Source organism: Nonomuraea sp. NPDC050643, assembly GCF_040654715.1.
Taxonomy (GTDB): Bacteria; Actinomycetota; Actinomycetes; order Streptosporangiales; family Streptosporangiaceae; genus Nonomuraea.
The window spans coordinates 16,956-33,209 of record NZ_JBFAIM010000067.1; the positions used below are offsets into that span (position 1 = coordinate 16,956).

15 protein-coding genes are annotated in these 16,254 nt (G+C 68.9%); 6 read left to right on the forward strand and 9 right to left on the reverse strand.

All coding sequences use genetic code 11. From position 1 onward, the window contains the following. Nucleotides 1-64: 64 nt before the first annotated feature. From AB0I15_RS52485 to AB0I15_RS52500, 4 genes are read right to left on the reverse strand one after another with little or no spacing between them, the layout of a single operon-like run. A complete protein-coding gene (locus tag AB0I15_RS52485) occupies nt 65-988 on the reverse strand; it encodes an ABC transporter permease (RefSeq protein WP_358114479.1) in 924 nt (307 codons plus the stop codon). After that, nucleotides 975-1,919, reverse strand: a complete 945-nt coding sequence (locus tag AB0I15_RS52490) for an ABC transporter permease (RefSeq protein WP_358114482.1) — start codon at nt 1,917-1,919, stop codon at nt 975-977. The genes AB0I15_RS52485 and AB0I15_RS52490 overlap by 14 nt, the downstream gene beginning before the upstream one ends. A 38-nt stretch (nt 1,920-1,957) precedes the next feature. Then, nucleotides 1,958-3,238 (reverse strand): FAD-binding oxidoreductase, encoded by a 1,281-nt coding sequence (locus AB0I15_RS52495; protein WP_358114484.1) that lies wholly within the window; start codon nt 3,236-3,238, stop codon nt 1,958-1,960. A gap of 18 nt (nt 3,239-3,256) precedes the next feature. Continuing rightward, nucleotides 3,257-3,931, reverse strand: a complete 675-nt coding sequence (locus AB0I15_RS52500; RefSeq protein WP_358114487.1) for a haloacid dehalogenase type II — start codon at nt 3,929-3,931, stop codon at nt 3,257-3,259. Nucleotides 3,932-4,410: 479 nt separating this feature from the next. On the opposite strand from AB0I15_RS52500, the gene AB0I15_RS52505 reads away from it, so the two are divergent. Genes AB0I15_RS52505 through solA form a run of 6 tightly spaced genes read left to right on the forward strand, consistent with a single transcriptional unit; the run spans nt 4,411 to nt 10,695 of the window. Beyond that, on the forward strand, nt 4,411-5,688 hold the full coding sequence (locus AB0I15_RS52505; protein WP_358114490.1) for a cation diffusion facilitator family transporter: 1,278 nt from the start codon (nt 4,411-4,413) through the stop codon (nt 5,686-5,688). Between the two features lie 5 nt (nt 5,689-5,693). Further along, on the forward strand, nt 5,694-6,236 hold the full coding sequence (locus AB0I15_RS52510) for a GNAT family N-acetyltransferase (RefSeq protein WP_358114493.1): 543 nt from the start codon (nt 5,694-5,696) through the stop codon (nt 6,234-6,236). A 41-nt stretch (nt 6,237-6,277) separates the two neighbouring features. Further along, nucleotides 6,278-6,691, forward strand: a complete 414-nt coding sequence (locus AB0I15_RS52515) for a hypothetical protein (protein ID WP_358114496.1) — start codon at nt 6,278-6,280, stop codon at nt 6,689-6,691. Nucleotides 6,692-6,744: 53 nt separating this feature from the next. Continuing rightward, nucleotides 6,745-8,007, forward strand: coding sequence for an aspartate aminotransferase family protein (locus tag AB0I15_RS52520; protein WP_358114499.1), 1,263 nt, complete (start codon nt 6,745-6,747; stop codon nt 8,005-8,007). Further along, the gene (locus AB0I15_RS52525; protein WP_358114501.1) at nt 7,988-9,508 is read left to right on the forward strand and encodes an NAD-dependent succinate-semialdehyde dehydrogenase; all 1,521 of its coding nucleotides are present in this window, start codon (nt 7,988-7,990) and stop codon (nt 9,506-9,508) included. The genes AB0I15_RS52520 and AB0I15_RS52525 overlap by 20 nt, the downstream gene beginning before the upstream one ends. Further along, complete coding sequence (gene solA / locus AB0I15_RS52530) at nt 9,505-10,695, forward strand: N-methyl-L-tryptophan oxidase (protein ID WP_358114504.1); 1,191 nt, start codon at nt 9,505-9,507, stop codon at nt 10,693-10,695. Before AB0I15_RS52525 ends, solA begins: the two co-directional genes overlap by 4 nt. A gap of 39 nt (nt 10,696-10,734) precedes the next feature. Here the strand turns inward: solA and AB0I15_RS52535 are convergent, their stop codons facing one another. From AB0I15_RS52535 to AB0I15_RS52555, 5 genes are all read right to left on the reverse strand, one after another. Beyond that, a complete protein-coding gene (locus tag AB0I15_RS52535) occupies nt 10,735-11,946 on the reverse strand; it encodes an ADP-dependent glucokinase/phosphofructokinase (RefSeq protein ID WP_358114508.1) in 1,212 nt (403 codons plus the stop codon). A gap of 1 nt (nt 11,947) precedes the next feature. Beyond that, nucleotides 11,948-12,808: a ketose-bisphosphate aldolase gene (locus AB0I15_RS52540; RefSeq protein WP_358114511.1), complete on the reverse strand. Its 861-nt coding sequence runs from the start codon at nt 12,806-12,808 to the stop codon at nt 11,948-11,950. A 52-nt stretch (nt 12,809-12,860) separates the two neighbouring features. Next, nucleotides 12,861-13,703, reverse strand: a complete 843-nt coding sequence (locus tag AB0I15_RS52545; protein ID WP_358114514.1) for a carbohydrate ABC transporter permease — start codon at nt 13,701-13,703, stop codon at nt 12,861-12,863. A 6-nt stretch (nt 13,704-13,709) separates the two neighbouring features. Then, complete coding sequence (locus tag AB0I15_RS52550; RefSeq protein WP_358114516.1) at nt 13,710-14,672, reverse strand: sugar ABC transporter permease; 963 nt, start codon at nt 14,670-14,672, stop codon at nt 13,710-13,712. Nucleotides 14,673-14,733: 61 nt separating this feature from the next. Then, nucleotides 14,734-15,975, reverse strand: coding sequence for a sugar ABC transporter substrate-binding protein (locus AB0I15_RS52555; RefSeq protein WP_358114519.1), 1,242 nt, complete (start codon nt 15,973-15,975; stop codon nt 14,734-14,736). Nucleotides 15,976-16,254 lie beyond the last annotated feature (279 nt).

Genomic DNA, 16,254 nt, shown 5'->3' on the forward strand with positions numbered 1-16,254 from the left:
AGTCGTAGGAGCGTGTGATCGTTTCCAGTCTGTCCGCCGCGCGGGCGCAGCGGGTCCGCGCAGGTCACGAGGACCGGCCTGGCCGGGCTCGGCGCGTCTCCAGGCCGCGGCCGGCGAGTGTGACGCTGAGCGCGACGATGAAGATCGCGGCACCGGGCACCAGGACCAGCAGCGGCGCGCGGTCGAGGTAGGGAATGGCCTCGGACAACATCGAACCCCAATCGGAGAACGGCGGCTGGACGCCGAGTCCCAGGAAGGACAGGGCGCCGACGGTGATGAGCTTGTGGCCGAAACGCACCGCCGCGTGGGCCAGCAACGGGGGCATGGCGTTGGGAAGCAGGTGGCGGCGGATGATGAACCACCCCGAGCACCCCAGGGCCTGGGCCGCTTCGATGAAGTCACGGCCGTTGAGCTCCAGTGCGACCCCGCGGGCCAGCCGGCAGAACGGTGTCCACCCGCCGATGGTCAGGGCGAGCACCAGCGTCAGGTCACCGGTGCCGAGGATCGCGACGAGGAAGAGCGCGACCACCATCTCGGGGAAGGCCAGCAGGATGTCGGTGACGCGCATGACGACGGTGTCGAGCAGACCGCCCCGCCGGGCGACGATGAACCCCACGAGGGTGCCGGTGACGGCGCAGATCGCCAGCGTGACCGAGGCGACCGCGAGCGAGAACCGGCCGCCGTCCAGGAGCCTGCTGAGCACGTCACGACCCAGGTGGTCGGTGCCCAGCAGGTGGGCCGGGGAGATGCCTTCCAGGCGAGCGACGAGGTCCTGCTGAGCCGGCGGATAGGGCGCCAGCCACGGCGCCAGCAGCAGGAGCGTGGCGATCACTCCGAACAGGATAGACCCGGCCAGCAACGCCGGCGGCCAGCTCCCGCGCCCGCGGCGAGCCGGGGCGGCGGCGGTGGTCTCGGCCGGTGACGGCGCAGGCGCGGCGCCGGATTCGTCGCGACGGGCGTCGTCGCCGAAGACGTCAAGCACGGACACGGCTCGACCTCGCAGTCGGGTTGATGACGGTGTAAAGGAGATCGGTGAGGGTGGTGATGATCACGGCCAGGCCGACGACCGCAACGACCCCGCCCTGGACGAGCGGGACGTCGTTGTTGATGACCGCCTCGTACATCTGCCGCCCGACCCCGGGTACGGCGAAGATCACCTCGACGACGACCGACCCGCCGAGCAGGCCGGCCAGCCAGACCGCGAACAGGGTCAGGACCGGCAGCACGGAATTGCGCAGCCCGTGACGCAGCATGGTCTGGGCGAAGCTCATCCCCCGGCCGCGGGCGGCGGTGATGTAGGGCGCCTCGAGTACCTCGATCATCGACGAGCGGGCGACCTGGGTGAAGTAGCTCATCGGCCGCAGCGCCACGGTCAGGCAGGGCAGCACCATGGACTCCACGCCCTGCCAGCCGGAGGAGGGCAGGACGCCGAGCTGCAGGGCGAACACCAGCACCAGGACCGGGCCGAGCCAGTACTCCGGTACGGCCACGAAGGCCTGCGTGACGCCGGTGATCGCCCCGTCGAGCGTGGTCCCGCGGCGTACCGCGCAGACGGCTCCCAGGGGGATCGCGACCACCAGGGCGAGCAGGAGGGCGATGACGGCGATCGAGGCGGTGACCGACAGCGCCCGCATCAGCTGAGGGAGGACCTCCGTGCCGTTGGTGAACGACCGGCCGAGGTCGCCCTGCAGCGCCGAGCCCAGCCAGGACAGGTACTGCTGGAGCAGCGGCCGGTCCAGCCCGTACTCGGCCCGGAGGCGGGCCAGCGTCTGCGGGTCCTGGACCAGATCGCCCACCCGGGCCCGCAGAATCCGGGCGGCCGGGTCGCCGGGCGTGACGTAGGGGATGAGGAACACCAGGAAAGAGGCGACCAGCAGGGTCGTCACGAGGACGGCGAAGCGTCTTAGCACGTACAACACTCGGGAACCCTCCGGGTCGTCACACGTTCTCGGATCGATCAGCGCACGGCGTCGAGGGCACGGAAGAACGCGCCGGCGGCCGGGAGGAACCAGGGCGGCCCGAAGTGACCGGGGACCGGCGGGAACGCCAGGCCCTGCCAGGGGTTGACCGTGGGGTCGCCGCCGATGACGTCGGCCATGACCTTGCCCATGTGGGTGGCCATCTGGACCCCGTGGCCGCTGTAGCCGACGGAGTAGTGCATCCCGTCCCGCACGCCGGCGTGGACCATCTGATCCATCGTCATGTCGACCAGCCCGCCCCAGCAGTAGTCGAGCCGGACGTCGCGCAGCCGCGGGAACACCTCGATGACGGCCTTGCGCAGGATCTCCCCGCTCTTGAGGTCCGACTGGGCGTCCGACAGGGCGAACCGGGCCCGTCCGCCGAACAGCAACCGGTTGTCCGGCGTGGGACGGAAGTAGTACAGCAGGTTCTTGGTGTCGGACGCCATCCGCCGGTGCGGCATGAGCTGGGCGACGAGGTCGTCCGGCAGGGGTTCGGTGACGACGATGAAACTGCCCACCGGCACGATGCGGCGGCGCAGCCACGGGGTCAGCGCCCCCGTGTACCCGCTGGTGGCGATGAGCACGTCGGAGGCGGTCAGGGCGCCGCGCGTGGTCTGCACCCGATGCCCGTGGCCCGGGCCGATGCGGCTCACGCCGGTCACCGCGGCGTTCTCCGCCACCAGGGCCCCGTGACCGACCGCGGCGCGGGCCAGCCCCATGACCAGCTTCCCGACGTGAGCGCCCGCCCCGTTCGGGTCGACCTGGGCACCGTGATAGCGGTCGCTGCCGAGCTCGTCCCGCATGCGGCCGCGGGGGACCAACTGGACCGAGCGGCCGACGAGCCTCTCGATCATCTCCGCCGAACGCTCCAGAGCGGCGTAGTGCGCCGGTTTGGCGGCCAGGGTGAGCTTGCCGGAGCGCGCGAAGTCGCAGGCGATCTCCTCGTCGGTGACGATCTTCTCGACGGTGTCGATGGCGTCGTCGTACGCGGTGAACATCGCCGTCGCACGCTCCGCGCCGTACCGCTTGACCGCGGCGGGCAGGGAGATGGCCAGGCCCGTCGTGGCCATGCCGCCGTTGCGGCCGGAGGCTCCCCAGCCCACGGTGTGCGACTCCAGCACGGCGACGCTCGCACCGCGGCGAGCCAGGTGCAGCGCGGCGGACAGGCCGGTCAGCCCGGCGCCGATGACCGCGACGTCGACGTTCCCGGGGAGCTCGGTACGGCGGAAGTCACCGGGCGGTTCGGCGGTGTCGAGCCAGTAGCTGGTCAGCTTCACGACGTCCTCCTTGCGATCTCAAAGACCCAGCACAGCGGGAACGCCGGACAGGTCGGCGGTTTCGGCGTACTGGTAGAAGGGCGTGGAGGGGTCGTAGCCGCGGTTGACGTAGACCTTGTGCGGGATCCGCAGCTCGTGGGCGGGGATCAGGTCGTACCAGATGTGCGAGGAGACGTGGACGATCTCGTCGCGTTCGCAGCCCAACTGGTCGAGCAGATACTCGAAGGCCTGGTAGCGCGGCTTGTACGCCCTGGCCTGCTCGGCGGTGAACACCTTGTGGAAGGGGGCGTCGAGCTTGTCGACGTTGTGCCGCAGCGTCTCGTCGACGGCGTTGGAGAGGATCACCAGGGGGTAGGTGTCGGCGAGCTTGGCCAGGGCCGCGGGGACGTCCGCATGCGGCCCCCAGGTCGGCACGCAGGCCACGATGGCCTCGCCGTCGGAGGGGCGGTAGCCGATGCCCCAGCGTTCGCAGGCGCGCCTGAAGGAGTCCTTGAGCACGTCGGGGTAGAGCTTGAACTCGCCGAGCACCTCGTCCATCCGGTACGCGCGGTAGTCCTTGAGGAAGAGCGGCATGTCCTCCTCGGAGATCCGGTCGGCGACCAGCGGCTTGACGGTGAGGTTGAGGTCGAAGCTGGTCAGCGTCCCGTAGCAGTCGAAGGTGATGTATTTGGGGCGCACGCTGGTCAGATCCACGAGCGATTCCTCCGGTGGGGGTCGGTCCGGTGGGAGTGGGAGCTTCGGTGGTCGGTCCGGCGAGAGCCGGAGCCCGTCGGTGCGGGCGGGTCGCCGGCGAAGCGGCGGGATGTCACGCCCGGTGCAGGCCGCCCAATGTGGCCGACCGTGTGGTGTCTGGAACGCTAAGCATCCGATTCCCTGCTGTCAACAATTCTGGGAAGCCTGCTTGTAACGAGTATGTTTCCCAGGCTTCCGTTGATCTTCAAAAGCCGGTCGCACGACTATTTCCAGGTCTTGGCACTGGCGTTCACCGCGCTTATGTTCTTCATGTGCTCAGGAAGATTGTTGACAACAGTTGACCGTTGCTGGCTGTTGTGGACAAGATGTGATGGCGCGGCAGGCGCCACTCGCCAGCCGGCCGACCCTCTCCCGGCCCCCGCGACCCTCTCTCCCGGCCCCGCGACTCACTCTCTCCCGCCGGCATGAACGGACTCTCGATGCGAGCTTCCACGACCCCAGACGATCACGGCCACGGTCACGGTCATGGCCACGGCCACGGGCACGACCACCCCCACGATGACGCTCCCGCCGCAGTGAGCGGCCCCGAGCACGAGCACGACCACCACGCGGCCGAGGCGTCGGCCACCACCGACCACGGACATGGTCACGGGCACGGCCACGGTCACGGTCACGGGCACGGGCATGGGGACGACCATGACCACGACCACGGGACCGGCCTGTGGGCGCGGATCAAGCACACGCTGATCCCGCATGCCCACGACGCCAACGACGCGATCCAGACCGCCGAGGAATCGGCCCGGGACGGGATCCGCACGGCCTGGATCGGGCTGGCCGGCATGATGGCCACCGCGATCGGGCAGATGGTCATCGTCGCGGTGTCCGGGTCGATCGCCCTGCTGGCCGACACCATCCACAACCTGGGGCACGCGGCGACCACGATCCCCCTGATCATCGCCTTCCGGCTGGGCCGGCGCGCGGCGACCAAGAAGTTCTCCTATGGGTATCGCCGCGCCGAGGACCTGGTCGGGTTGTTCATCTCCCTGGTCATCGTCGCCTCGATCGGGCTGATCATCTGGGAGTCGATCGACGCGCTGCTCAACCCGCGCCCGCTGACCAACCTGTGGTGGGTCTTCGCCGCGGGGGCCGTCGGCTTCCTCGGCAACGAGATGGTGGCGGTGTACCGCATCCGGACCGGCCGTCGCATCGGCTCCGCCGCGCTGATCGCCGAGGGCCAGCACGCCCGCGCCGACGGATACACCTCGATCGCCGTCATCGCCGGTGTGGTCGGCGTGTGGCTCGGGTTCGACCGCGCCGACGCCATCGTCGGTCTCCTCATCGCCCTGGCGATCAGCGGCATCCTGGTCAACTCCCTGGTCATCATCATCCGCCGGCTCATGGACGGTGTGGAGCCGGCGACGATCGACCGGATGCGCGGCACCGTCGCCGGTGTCGCCGGTGTCGTGAACGTCGGCGAGGTCCGTGCCCGCTGGTCGGGTCACCGCATGGAGGGAGACGCCGAGATCGGCGTCGACTGCGGGCTGAGCGTGATCGAGGCCCACGACGTGGCCGAGCGGGTGCAGCACGCCCTGATGCACGCGGTGGGCAACCTCGACCGGGTCACCGTCCACGTCCACCCCACCATCGACGGCGTGATACCCGACGACCTCCACGAGCTGTCCGCCCACCACGCCTCGAAGGAAGCCCGGGAGGCGTACCGGGCCAAGCTCGCCGCGCAGCACGCGGGCGCGCGATGACGCCCATGGACGGCTCGCCGGGATGGTCGATCCACCCGCTGACCGAGCACACCCTGCCCGGCGCGCAGTCGGTGATGCGCCACAGCATCGCCGATGACTTCGGCGACGCCTACGACCCGCGGATCCACGCCGACGTCGACGACCCGCTGGCCCACTACGCCCCGGGCGACGGCCCCTTCCTCCTGGTGGTGACCGACGACCGCACGGGTGAGGTCCTGGCGACGGGAGGCATCCGCAGCGGACGGCTGAAGCCCGGACTGACCCCGCAACACGTCGTCGACCGGTACGAGGACGGCCGGCACGGCCAGCTCGTACGCGTCTACGTCCGCAAGGACGCCCGCCGCCGCGGCATCGCCGGGACCCTGGTCCGCGCGGTTCTCGACCGGGCGGAGCGGGAGGGGCACTACCAGGCCATCGCTCTGCACACCTATCGCCACTCCCCCGGCGCCATCGCGTTCTGGGAGTCGTTCGGCGCCCGGCTCGTCCACGACGACACGCGGGGAGCCAGCGGCGCGATCTTCTACGACCTGCCGCGTTCCCCGCGGTGACGTCCATCCAATGCCCCCGCCCCGCCAGACAGGAGAACACCGTGTCCAAGCGTCGTGACGTCTTCATCTTCGTCGCCGAGCCCACCAAGATCGACAACGCTCGCGCCAGCCTCGTCGACTGGCTGCGCAGCCTCGAAGGCCACCCCGGCTACCTTGGGGGCTCGGTGCTGCGCGAGTGCGCCGGCGAGCTCATCCCGAACACGCTGGTGATGACGCTGGAGTTCGAGAGCACCGAGGCCGCCCGGGCCCTGTGGCCGAAGATCGAGAACACGATCAACCCGCTCTACCCCGATGACAAGTCCGACAGGTCGATGGACCAGGGCGCCGCGTTCTTCACCGGCGCCGACGCCCCCGTGGCGCCGGAGGACCTGAGGTTCACCCGCGGCGACGGCCTGGTGGCCCGGATGCTGCACATCCACGCCGAGGTCGTCGAGGACGTCGTCGTCGCCGCCTGACCCGCACCGTCCCTGTCCGCGGTCCCCTCCCCGATGTGATTGAGGAGCCCTTCTTGACCAGCACCAGCCTGTGGCATCCGCAGACCGCGATGTCCACCATCGAGGAAACCCTCACCGTCATCGCGTCGGGGCGGGGCGCCTCGGTGCGTACCGAGGACGGCCACGACCTGCTCGACCTGCCGGCCGGCCTGTGGCACGCCAATGTCGGGCACGGCCGATCCCGCATCGCCGACGCCGTTCGCCGGCAGATGAGCGTCCTGGAGACGTACCACCTGTTCCAGGGCATGGCCAACCGTCCCGCCATCCGGCTCGCCGAGCGCCTCGCCGAGCTGAGTCCCATCCCCGACGCGAAGGTCTTCCTCACCAGCGGCGGCTCCGACTCCGTCGACACCGCCTGCAAGCTCGCGCGCCGGCACTGGCAGGTGGCCGGGCGGCCCGGCAAGCGCGTCATCGTCTCCCGCCGGCACGCCTACCACGGCCTGCACGGATTCGGTACGAGCATCACGGGCATCCAGAGCAACCGCGACGGGTACGGCGGCGACTCGCTGATCCCCGAGACCGCCCGCGTGCCCTGGGACGACCTGGCCGCCACCGAGGCGGAGCTGCTCCGGCTCGGGCCCGACAACGTCGCCGCCGTCATCGCCGAACCGATCATCGGCACCGGAGGGGTGCTGCTGCCCCCGCCCGGCTACCTCCCCGGCCTGGCCGACCTGTGCCGCCGCCTGGACATCCTGCTCATCGCCGACGAGGTCATCACCGGCTTCGGACGTGTCGGGCAGTGGTTCGCCTGCCAGCGCTACGGCATCGAGCCGGACCTGCTCACCATGGCCAAGGGCATCACCTCCGGCTACCTGCCGTTGGGCGGCGTGCTGGTGTCCCGGCGCGTCTGGGAGCCCTTCTTCGCCGAAACCCCCGGCGCACCGACCTTCCGCCACGGTCTGACGTACTCGGGACACGCCGCGGCGTGCGTCGCCGCCGAGGTGAACCTGAGCATCCTCGAGGAGGAGGGCCTGCTGGAGCGCGTCCTGGACCTCGAGCCCGTCCTGGCCCAGGCCCTGACCCCGCTGCGCGACCACGAGGCCGTCGTCGACGTCCGGGCCGGGGTCGGACTGCTCGCGGCCGTCCAGCTCGCCCCGGATGTCGACGCGCGCCCCGTGCTGCGCGCCGCGCGGGAGCGGGGCGTCCTCACCCGGCTGCTGGCCGACAACTCCCTGCACGTCAGTCCCCCGTTCGTCATCACCGCCGAGGAGATCTCCCGTGCCGCCGACGTCCTCAAGTCCGCTCTCGACCACGCCCGTGCCCTCGAGTCCGCCTGAGGCCGCGCCGGCGCTGCGGCCGGACGACATCGCCCGGCACCGCGACCTCACGGAGAGCGCGGCCGCGTCGCTGCCCGACGGCTTCCTGACCTCCGGGTGGACGGCGACGCGCTCCGGGCGGATCTTCACCGTGGCCGATCCCGCGCTCGGCCGCCCGGTCGCCGCCGTCGCCGACTGCGAGCCGGAGGACGCCCTGCTCGCGCTCGCCGCGGCCGACGACGCGTTCCCGGCCTGGGCCGCCACCCCGACCCGGCTGCGGGCCGACATCCTGCACCGGCTCTACCAGGCGATGCTCGCCGACGAGGAGCGCCTGGCGGCCCTCATCACCCTCGAGGTCGGCAAGACCCTCACCGAGGCGCGCGGCGAGGTCCGTTACGCCGCCGAGTACGTCCGCTGGTACGCCGAGGAGGCGGTCCGCAGCTCCGGCCGGAGCACCCCGACCCCCGACGGCGGCTGGCACATCGTCACCGTCCCGCGCCCGGTCGGCCCCTGCCTGCTCATCACCCCGTGGAACGTGCCGCTGGCGATGGCCACCCGCAAGGCCGCGCCGGCCCTGGCCGCCGGCTGCACGGTCGTGCTGAAACCCGCCGAGCTCACCCCGCTCACCACGCTGGCCTTCGCGCAGCTCGCGCAGGACGCGGGGGTGCCGCCGGGCGTCTTCACCGTGGTCACCACCACGGATCCGGCGGCGGTCTGCGGCGCCCTCATCGCCGACCCACGCCTGCGGAAGGTGTCCTTCACCGGCTCCACCCCCGTCGGGAAACTGCTGCTGCGGCAGGCCGGCGCGCACGTGCTGCGCACGTCGATGGAGCTCGGCGGCAACGCCCCGTTCCTGGTCTTCGACGACGCCGACCTCGATCTCGCGGTCCGTGAGGCGGTCATCGCCAAGATGCGCCTCGGGGGTCAGTCGTGCGTGGCGGCCAACCGGTTCCTCGTCCAGGAACCGGTGGCCGACGAGTTCGCGGCCCGCCTCACCGAGGCCCTCACCGCGATCACCGTCGGGCTGGGAACGACGGACGTCGACCTCGGCCCGCTCATCGACGACCGCGCGGTCGCCAAGGCCGACCGGCTGGTCGAGGACGCCGTCGCGAGAGGGGCGACGCTGCTCGGGCGCGCCGGCGCGCCCGACGGACCGGGTAGCTGGTTCGCCCCGGTGGTGCTGGACCACCTCAGCGCCGACGCCCTCCTGCAGCAGGAGGAGGTCTTCGCCCCGGTCGCGGGCATCCGCCGGTTCCGGACGGAGGACGAGGGGGTGGCGCTGGCCAACGACACCCCGTTCGGGCTGGCGGCCTACCTGGTGGCGCGCGACGGCGACCGGATCGCCCGGGTCGCCGGCCGGTTGGACAGCGGCATGGTCGGCATCAATCGGGGGCTGCTGTCCCACGTGGCCGCACCGTTCGGCGGCATCAAGGAGTCCGGGCTCGGCCGGGAAGGCGGCGCCGAAGGGCTCCTCGAATACCAGAACCTCAAATACCTCGCCGCCCCGGCGCTGACCCCATGAGGCTCGCCGGAACCGCTCGGAGGAGGGCGGCGGTCGTCGGGACCGGAGCGATGGGGAGCATGGCCGCCTGGCACCTGGCCGAGCGCGGCCTGGAGGTGCACGCCTTCGATCGCTGGGGCGTCCCGCACCACCGCGGCGCCTCCGGCGGGCAGAGCCGCCGGTTCGCGGTCATCAGCATGGCCGACCCGGATCTGCCGCCGCTGGTCCGGCGGGCCGAGCGGCTGTGGCGCCGGCTGGAGGAGGCGACCGGACGGCGACTGCTCGAGCAGACCGGCGGGCTGATCCTCGGCCCCGCCGGCAGTGCCTCCGTCCGGCGGGCCGTGGCGAGCTGTGAAACCTGGGGTCTGGCTCATCGCATCCTCGACGCGCGGGACCTGCGGCGGCTCTTCCCCCAGCATGCCGCCGACGACGAGGACATCGCCGTCCACGACCCCGCGAGCGGCTTCCTCCGTCCCGAAACGGCGATCCTCGCCGCAGCTGAACAGGCCGCGACGCTCGGGGCGACGATGCGCCATGACACCGAGATCCTCGACATCGACGTGCGGTCCGAGAGCGTCGGGCTGACCTACCGGGACGGCGCGGATCGGCCGCACGCCGAGACGTTCGACGTGGTGGTCCTCGCCCCCGGCGCCTGGGCGGCCACACTGCTGCCGGACGACCTGCGCAAGGCGATCGGGGTGGGCGGGCTGACCGCCCGCCGGCTGGCGCAGACGTGGTTCGTACCGGACGACCTGTCCCTGTACGACGCGGAGCGCTTTCCGGTCTTCGAACGCGTCGGCATGTCGGACGGCGCCTCCCTCTACGGCTTCCCGGCTCTCGACGGCGCCACCGTGAAGATCGGCGTGAAGAGCCGCCCGCACCCCGAGGTGGCCGACCCGGCGCGACCGGATCCCCACCTCGCCGCCGACCACATGGCGGAGGTCCGCGAGGTGGTCGCGCGCTGGCTGCCCCGGCTCAACCCGCGGCCGGTGCAGACCTCGGTGCACGTGGAGTCGTACACGGAGGACGGCCGGCCCGCCGTCGGGCTGCTCCCAGGCACGGCGCACGTCGCCGTCGCGGTCGGGTTCTCCGGCGGAGGGTTCAAGTACGCGCCGGCGGTCGGCGAGGCCGTGGGCGACCTCCTCGTGGAGGGTGTCACCGAGGCGGCTATCCGGCAGTTCGCCCCGGGCCGTTCCGCGACGGTGTGAGCAGAGCGCCCAGCCGGGGCGGCCGGCTGGGCGACTCGATCAGCCGGGTCCGGTGCGGCGCGAACCGCTCCGGGAGACCGCGGCGAGGAAACCGCCGACGAACGCGTCGCCGAGCCCGATGGTCGTGGGCGCGGCGACGTCGAGTTCGAAACCGGGCAGGCAGCGGACGACCCCGCCCATCCGGTCTTCCAGAGCCGCGGCGAACTCCACCGCCTCCGTGCGCCTCGGCCGGTTCCGCATGCGTTCGTAGTCGTGGCTCGTGTACGCGTCGCCGTGGCCGTAGCGGGTGCTGGCGATCACGATGCCCTCGTTCAGCGACTCCGCGTACGCGCCGGCCCGCTCGCCGAAGGCCGCCGACCAGTATTTGGTGTGCACGACCAGGGTCGTCACGGGGATGACGGTCCGCAGCGATTCGAGGGCGGACGCCACCTCCGTCACGGAGAGCAGGTCGACGGCGTGGCCCAGGTGCGCCTGCATCTCGTCTTCGTTCAGTCCGTAGATGTCGATGACGTCCAGGAGCGCGTCGCGGACCCGATGGCTGAGGCCCGGCTCGTGGAATCCGGCGTCCTCGTAGTAGACGACCGCCTCGGCCGGGAGCTGTCGCATGTGGCTTCTCAGGGTGGACAGACGCCGGTCAAGTGTCGGCCGGTCCCGAATCGCGTTGAATCCCGAGATCAGAAAGACCCGTGCGTGGCTGAGCAACGAGCCCAGGTCGCCGCTCAGCAGCATGGACTCGTTCGCCGGGTCGTTGACGTAGATCAGCCTGTTCGGGAACGGCGCGCGGATGTCGATGTCACCTGCTCGGACCCGCAGGCCCTGGTCGTACTGCACGATCAGGTGCGGATAGAGGGTGTCCTGGTCGCCGCTGCAGACGTAGTCGCAGTCTGCCGGCAGCAGGCGGCGGACGATGTCGTTGAGACTGACCAGGTGCAGGGTGGACGGCACGCCGAGCCGGCTCATCTCCATGGCCGCCCGAACCGACGTTCCCCCCAGCGTCGTTCGTGTGGGGAACCGCCCCGCGAATGCGCTCAAGGCCGCGGAGGAGGCGACGAAGTGCTCGCCTCCTCCACCCTTCTTGAGGTAGCCGAGAATCGAGATGACCAGTTCGCGCTCGTTGGTCACGGTGACCGATGAGGTCAACTCGGCATCGTGGATCCGGTGTTCGGCGACGAGCCGCTCCAGGACCGACGAGGACAGCTTGAGTTCGTAGTCGACGCATCCCCCCAAGCCCAGGACGACATGACTGGTCATGTCAGTACAGAGAGGCCTTGCCGGCCGCCTCGAAGAGGTCGATCTTCTGCCCGGCCACCACCTTCATCGCCTCGATGCACGGCGGCTGGATGGAGTTCGGCTCGCGCAGGCTCTGGTCGGCCAGGACCTCGCGCATCTTCATGTGGTAGGCCAGCTTGATGTCACTGGAGATGTTGATCTTGTTGATGCCGAGCTTGACCGACTGCGCGATCTCGTCATCCGGATTGCCCGAGCCGCCGTGCAGCACGAGAGGGATCTTGACCCGGTCCTTGATCTCCTTCAGCAGGTCGAGCTTGAGCTCCGGCTTCAGGGTCTTCGGGTAGATGCCGTGATAGGTGCCGATGGCGACGGCGAGACTGTCGACCCCGGTCGCCTGCACGAAGGTCACGGCGTCGGCCGGGTCGGTGTAGATGATCGCGTCGCTGCCGTCCTCGGCCTCGCCGTCGGTCTTGCCGATCGTCCCCAGCTCCGCCTCGACCGACAGGCCGACCGCGTGCGCGGTGTCGGCGACCTTCTTGGAGATCGCGATGTTGTCCTCGAAGGACCGCATCGAGGCGTCGATCATCACGGAGGTGAAACCGATCCGGATCGCGGTCAGCATCTCCCGGTAGGTCGCGCCGTGGTCCCAGTGAATGGCGATCGGCACGGACGAGCGATGGGCCCGCTGGGTCATCGCGGCGATCACGTCCACGCCGATGTGCCGCACCTCGTCGGGATGGATCCCGACGAAAAGCGGCGCGTTCTTCTCCTCACTGATGTCCACGATTCCGTTGAACATGGCATAGTCGCTGATGTTGAAGGCGGGCACGGCGAAATTTCTTTCATTCGCGACAGCCAAGAGCACATTGCCGGTCGTCAGCATTGCGGTATTTCTCCTTCTATTAGTGAGTTTTCTGCCCGGACGGGGCGACGTTTCACGACTTGACCGCGCCGGAGGTGAGGCCGCCGATGAACCGCCGCTGGAAGAGGAGGAACAACACGAGCACCGGGATGGACCCCAGAATGCTCATGGCCATCATCTGGTTCCACTCGTAGGAATGCTGGCCCATCAGGAGCTGGATACCGATGGGAACGGTTCGCATGTCGTCGGTACGCGTGAGGGTCAGCGCGAACAGATATTCGTTCCACGAGATCATGAAGGTGTAGACACCGACGGCGACCAGCCCGGGAACCGAGATGGGCACCAGGATCCGCCAGAGGGCCGTCCAGCTCGACGCGCCGTCGACCTTGACGGATTCGTCGAGTTCCCGGGGCAGGGTGTTGAAATACGCGGTCATCATGATGATCGCATAGGGCAAGGTGAACACCATGTGCGTGACGATCAACCCCGGATAAGTATTGTACAGGCCGAGCGCCACCACGAGACCGAAATAGGGAATGACCAGGGTGATGGGCGGCACGGCCTGAACGGTGACGATCACGGCGTTGATGGACCGCTTCATCGGGAAGTTGTAGCGGCTGAATCCGTACGCCGCGAGAATCGCCACGAACAATGTCAACACCGTCACCGACAACGCGACGATGTAACTGTTGATGAAGAACATCAACTGGGTCTCGTCGCCCAGGATCATCGCGTAGGCGTCGAACGAGAAGTTCTCGGTGATCAGCCGCGGCGGAACCTGGAAGACCTCCCCGTTGGTCTTGAACGACGTCGACAGCATCCACACGACCGGAAGGCCGGCGAAGGTGGCGCCGGCGCACAAGCCTGCGAGCACGGCGATCTTCGCGCCGAGGCGCCGCCTCTTGCGGGTGAGCACGGGTGATCACCTCTCCTTTTGCAGGCGAACGTAGAAGAAGGCCAGAATCATCGTGAGCAGCAGGACTATGACAGCGGCGGCGGACGCGGTGGCGAACTCGTAACTGCTGAAGGCTTGCTTGTAGGTGTAGGTGCTGAGCATCTCCGTGACGTTCAGCGGGCCACCGCCGGTGGTCATCCAGATGAGGGCGAACTGCTGCGAGGTCCAGATGAGATCGAGCACGGCCATGCTGAGGAGCACCGGTTTCAGCTGTGGAAGCGTCACATTGCGAAACTGGCGGAATGCGGTCGCGCCGTCCACGGAGGCCGCCTCGTACAGGACGGGTGAGATTCCCTGGAGGCCGGCGAGGATGCTGATCATGAAGAAGGGGAAGCCGGCCCAGATGTTGATGAAGGTCAGCGCCCAGAGCGCCATGTCCGGGTCGGAGAGCCAGCTCACCTGCTCGCGCATCAGGCCGATCGTGGTCAGGACGTAGTTGACCACCCCCGACGGGTCCAGCATGAGCCGCCAGATGACCGCGATCACCGCGACCGTGAACAGCCAGGGCAGGATGTAGACGATGCGGAAGATGGCCTTCGTCACTCCGCCCAGCAACGGCGTGTTGAGCATCGTGGCGAAGGCCAGCCCGAGGCCGAGGTGAGCGAGCGTGCTCAGGGTGATGAAGATGAACGTGTTCTTCAGCGCCGCCAGGAAGTCCGGATCGGTGAGCACCGTCGCGTAGTTGGCGAGGCCGGTGAAGACCGGATTCTGCTCGACGATCACGTTGTCCTTGAACGAATAACTGATCACCATCGCGATGGGGATGATCATCAGCACAAAGATCAATATCAGCGTCGGCGAGAGATAGCCGTACGGGACGACACGCTGCACGGGGAAAGGCCGCGTCCTTCCCCTCCGGACCGCAGGGGATTCCGATGCCGGTTTTCCGGGTCCCGGGGAGGCCGCAGGATCGAGTTTCGCGGTTGCCATCGATGTCTCCTTGGTTCGGGGCCGCGCCGCACGGTCGGCGCGGCCCACGAAGTACGGCAGGTCAGAGCACCGGCGCCCAGGCCTGCTGCGCCTTGTTGAGGGTGTCGTCGACACTCTGCTTGCCGGTGAGCAGCAGTTGCAGTTGCTCATCGAAGCTGCGCATCAGGTCTTCGGACTTCGGCAACCCCACGAACTCGTTGGCGGGATATCCCGTCTTGTAGATGTCGAAGGCCGTCTTGAACAGCGGGTCGCTCGTACTGAAGTCCGGCTCGGCCGTCTTGTTGCCGGGGAAGCCGTGCGCCAGCGTGCTCAGATGCGCGTTCGCCTGCTTGCTCATCAGGAACTGGACCAGCTTGAACGCCTCGGCCTTGTGCTCCGAGGACTCGGCGACACCGATGCCCCAGGACGCGTACGGGATGCCGCGCTTGCCGGTGTAGGTGTCCTCGGCCGGGATCGGCACCACCGTGAAGTCGAGGTCGGGGTTGTTCTTCTTGATCAGCGTGATGTGAGCCAGGGAGTCGATCACCATGCCGACCTGGCCGGTGGAGAACTTCTCGACCTTGTCCTGCTCCTTCATGGTGAGCGCGCCGGGCGCGATGACGCCCGCGTCGTTCAGGCTCTTCACGTATTCCACGGTGCTCTTGACGCCCTGGCCGGTCAGGTCGGGCTTGCCGTCCTTGGTGAGCATGCTGCCGCCCGATGCCCACAGCCATGACATGACGTCGTTCTGGACGCCGTTGGGGACGGCGGCGTCGAGGGGCAGGGCCCAGCCCTTGACGTTGCCGCCGAGCGCGCTGATCTTCTTGGCCGCGTCCAGGAACTCCGTGCGCGTGCTCGGAGGCTTCTTGACTCCCGCCTTCGAGAGCAGATCGTTGTTGACGAACAGGGGGTAGACGAAGTTCACCACGGGGATCATGTAGGTCTTCCCCTTGACCTGGATCTGGCTCGCGAGCTGGCTCGAGTCGTATTTCGCGGCCGTCATGAGCTCGGACAGGTCGGCGATGGCGCCCTGCTTGGCGAAGTCGCTCACCCATGCGCCGTCGAGGCCCACGACGTCAGGCAGCGTCCTCGACGCCGCCCCGGACACCAACTGCTGCTTGGTGGACGCGTACGGGCCGCTCAGCAGCTTGACCTTGATGTTCGGGTTCTGTGTCGTGAATTCCGACATAAGCTTGTCGAACGAGCCCGCCGGCAGTTCCGGCGCCCACCACTGCGCGAACTCCAGCGTGACGGTCCCGCCCTCGCTCGATCCCGTGTCCGATTCTGTGCCAGAACCACACCCCACGGCAGTGGCGCCGATCATCGCCACCGCCACCACTCCGATTAGTCGCCTTGTCCGGCCCTGCAACCGGGTGCCGCCTCCGGTCATCGCGACCTCCTTGCCGTGCGGGTGTTACCGCTCTTTGCTGGTTTCCGCCACATTAACAACGCATGACAGCCGTCACAAGACCTACTCATGCAAAAACCTGCTAGGAACCGCATAGTCCGGCAAGCAACGGGAACGAACACCCCTACGCAGGGAGCTTTGGTGCCGAGAACCTGGAACAAGCGGCATATTGCCGGGTAGGAGCAGCATTGTGCT

Bases quoted from the DNA above. Each gene is read 5' to 3' on its own strand.
- solA (WP_358114504.1), top strand. From the start codon at position 9,505: ATGAGGCTCGCCGGAACCGCTCGGAGGAGGGCGGCGGTCGTCGGGACC.
- AB0I15_RS52555 (WP_358114519.1), bottom strand. From the start codon at position 15,975: ATGATCGGCGCCACTGCCGTGGGGTGTGGTTCTGGCACAGAATCGGAC.
- AB0I15_RS52535 (WP_358114508.1), bottom strand. From the start codon at position 11,946: ATGACCAGTCATGTCGTCCTGGGCTTGGGGGGATGCGTCGACTACGAA.
- AB0I15_RS52510 (WP_358114493.1), top strand. From the start codon at position 5,694: ATGGACGGCTCGCCGGGATGGTCGATCCACCCGCTGACCGAGCACACC.
- AB0I15_RS52540 (WP_358114511.1), bottom strand. From the start codon at position 12,808: ATGCTGACGACCGGCAATGTGCTCTTGGCTGTCGCGAATGAAAGAAAT.
- AB0I15_RS52550 (WP_358114516.1), bottom strand. From the start codon at position 14,672: ATGGCAACCGCGAAACTCGATCCTGCGGCCTCCCCGGGACCCGGAAAA.
- AB0I15_RS52505 (WP_358114490.1), top strand. From the start codon at position 4,411: ATGCGAGCTTCCACGACCCCAGACGATCACGGCCACGGTCACGGTCAT.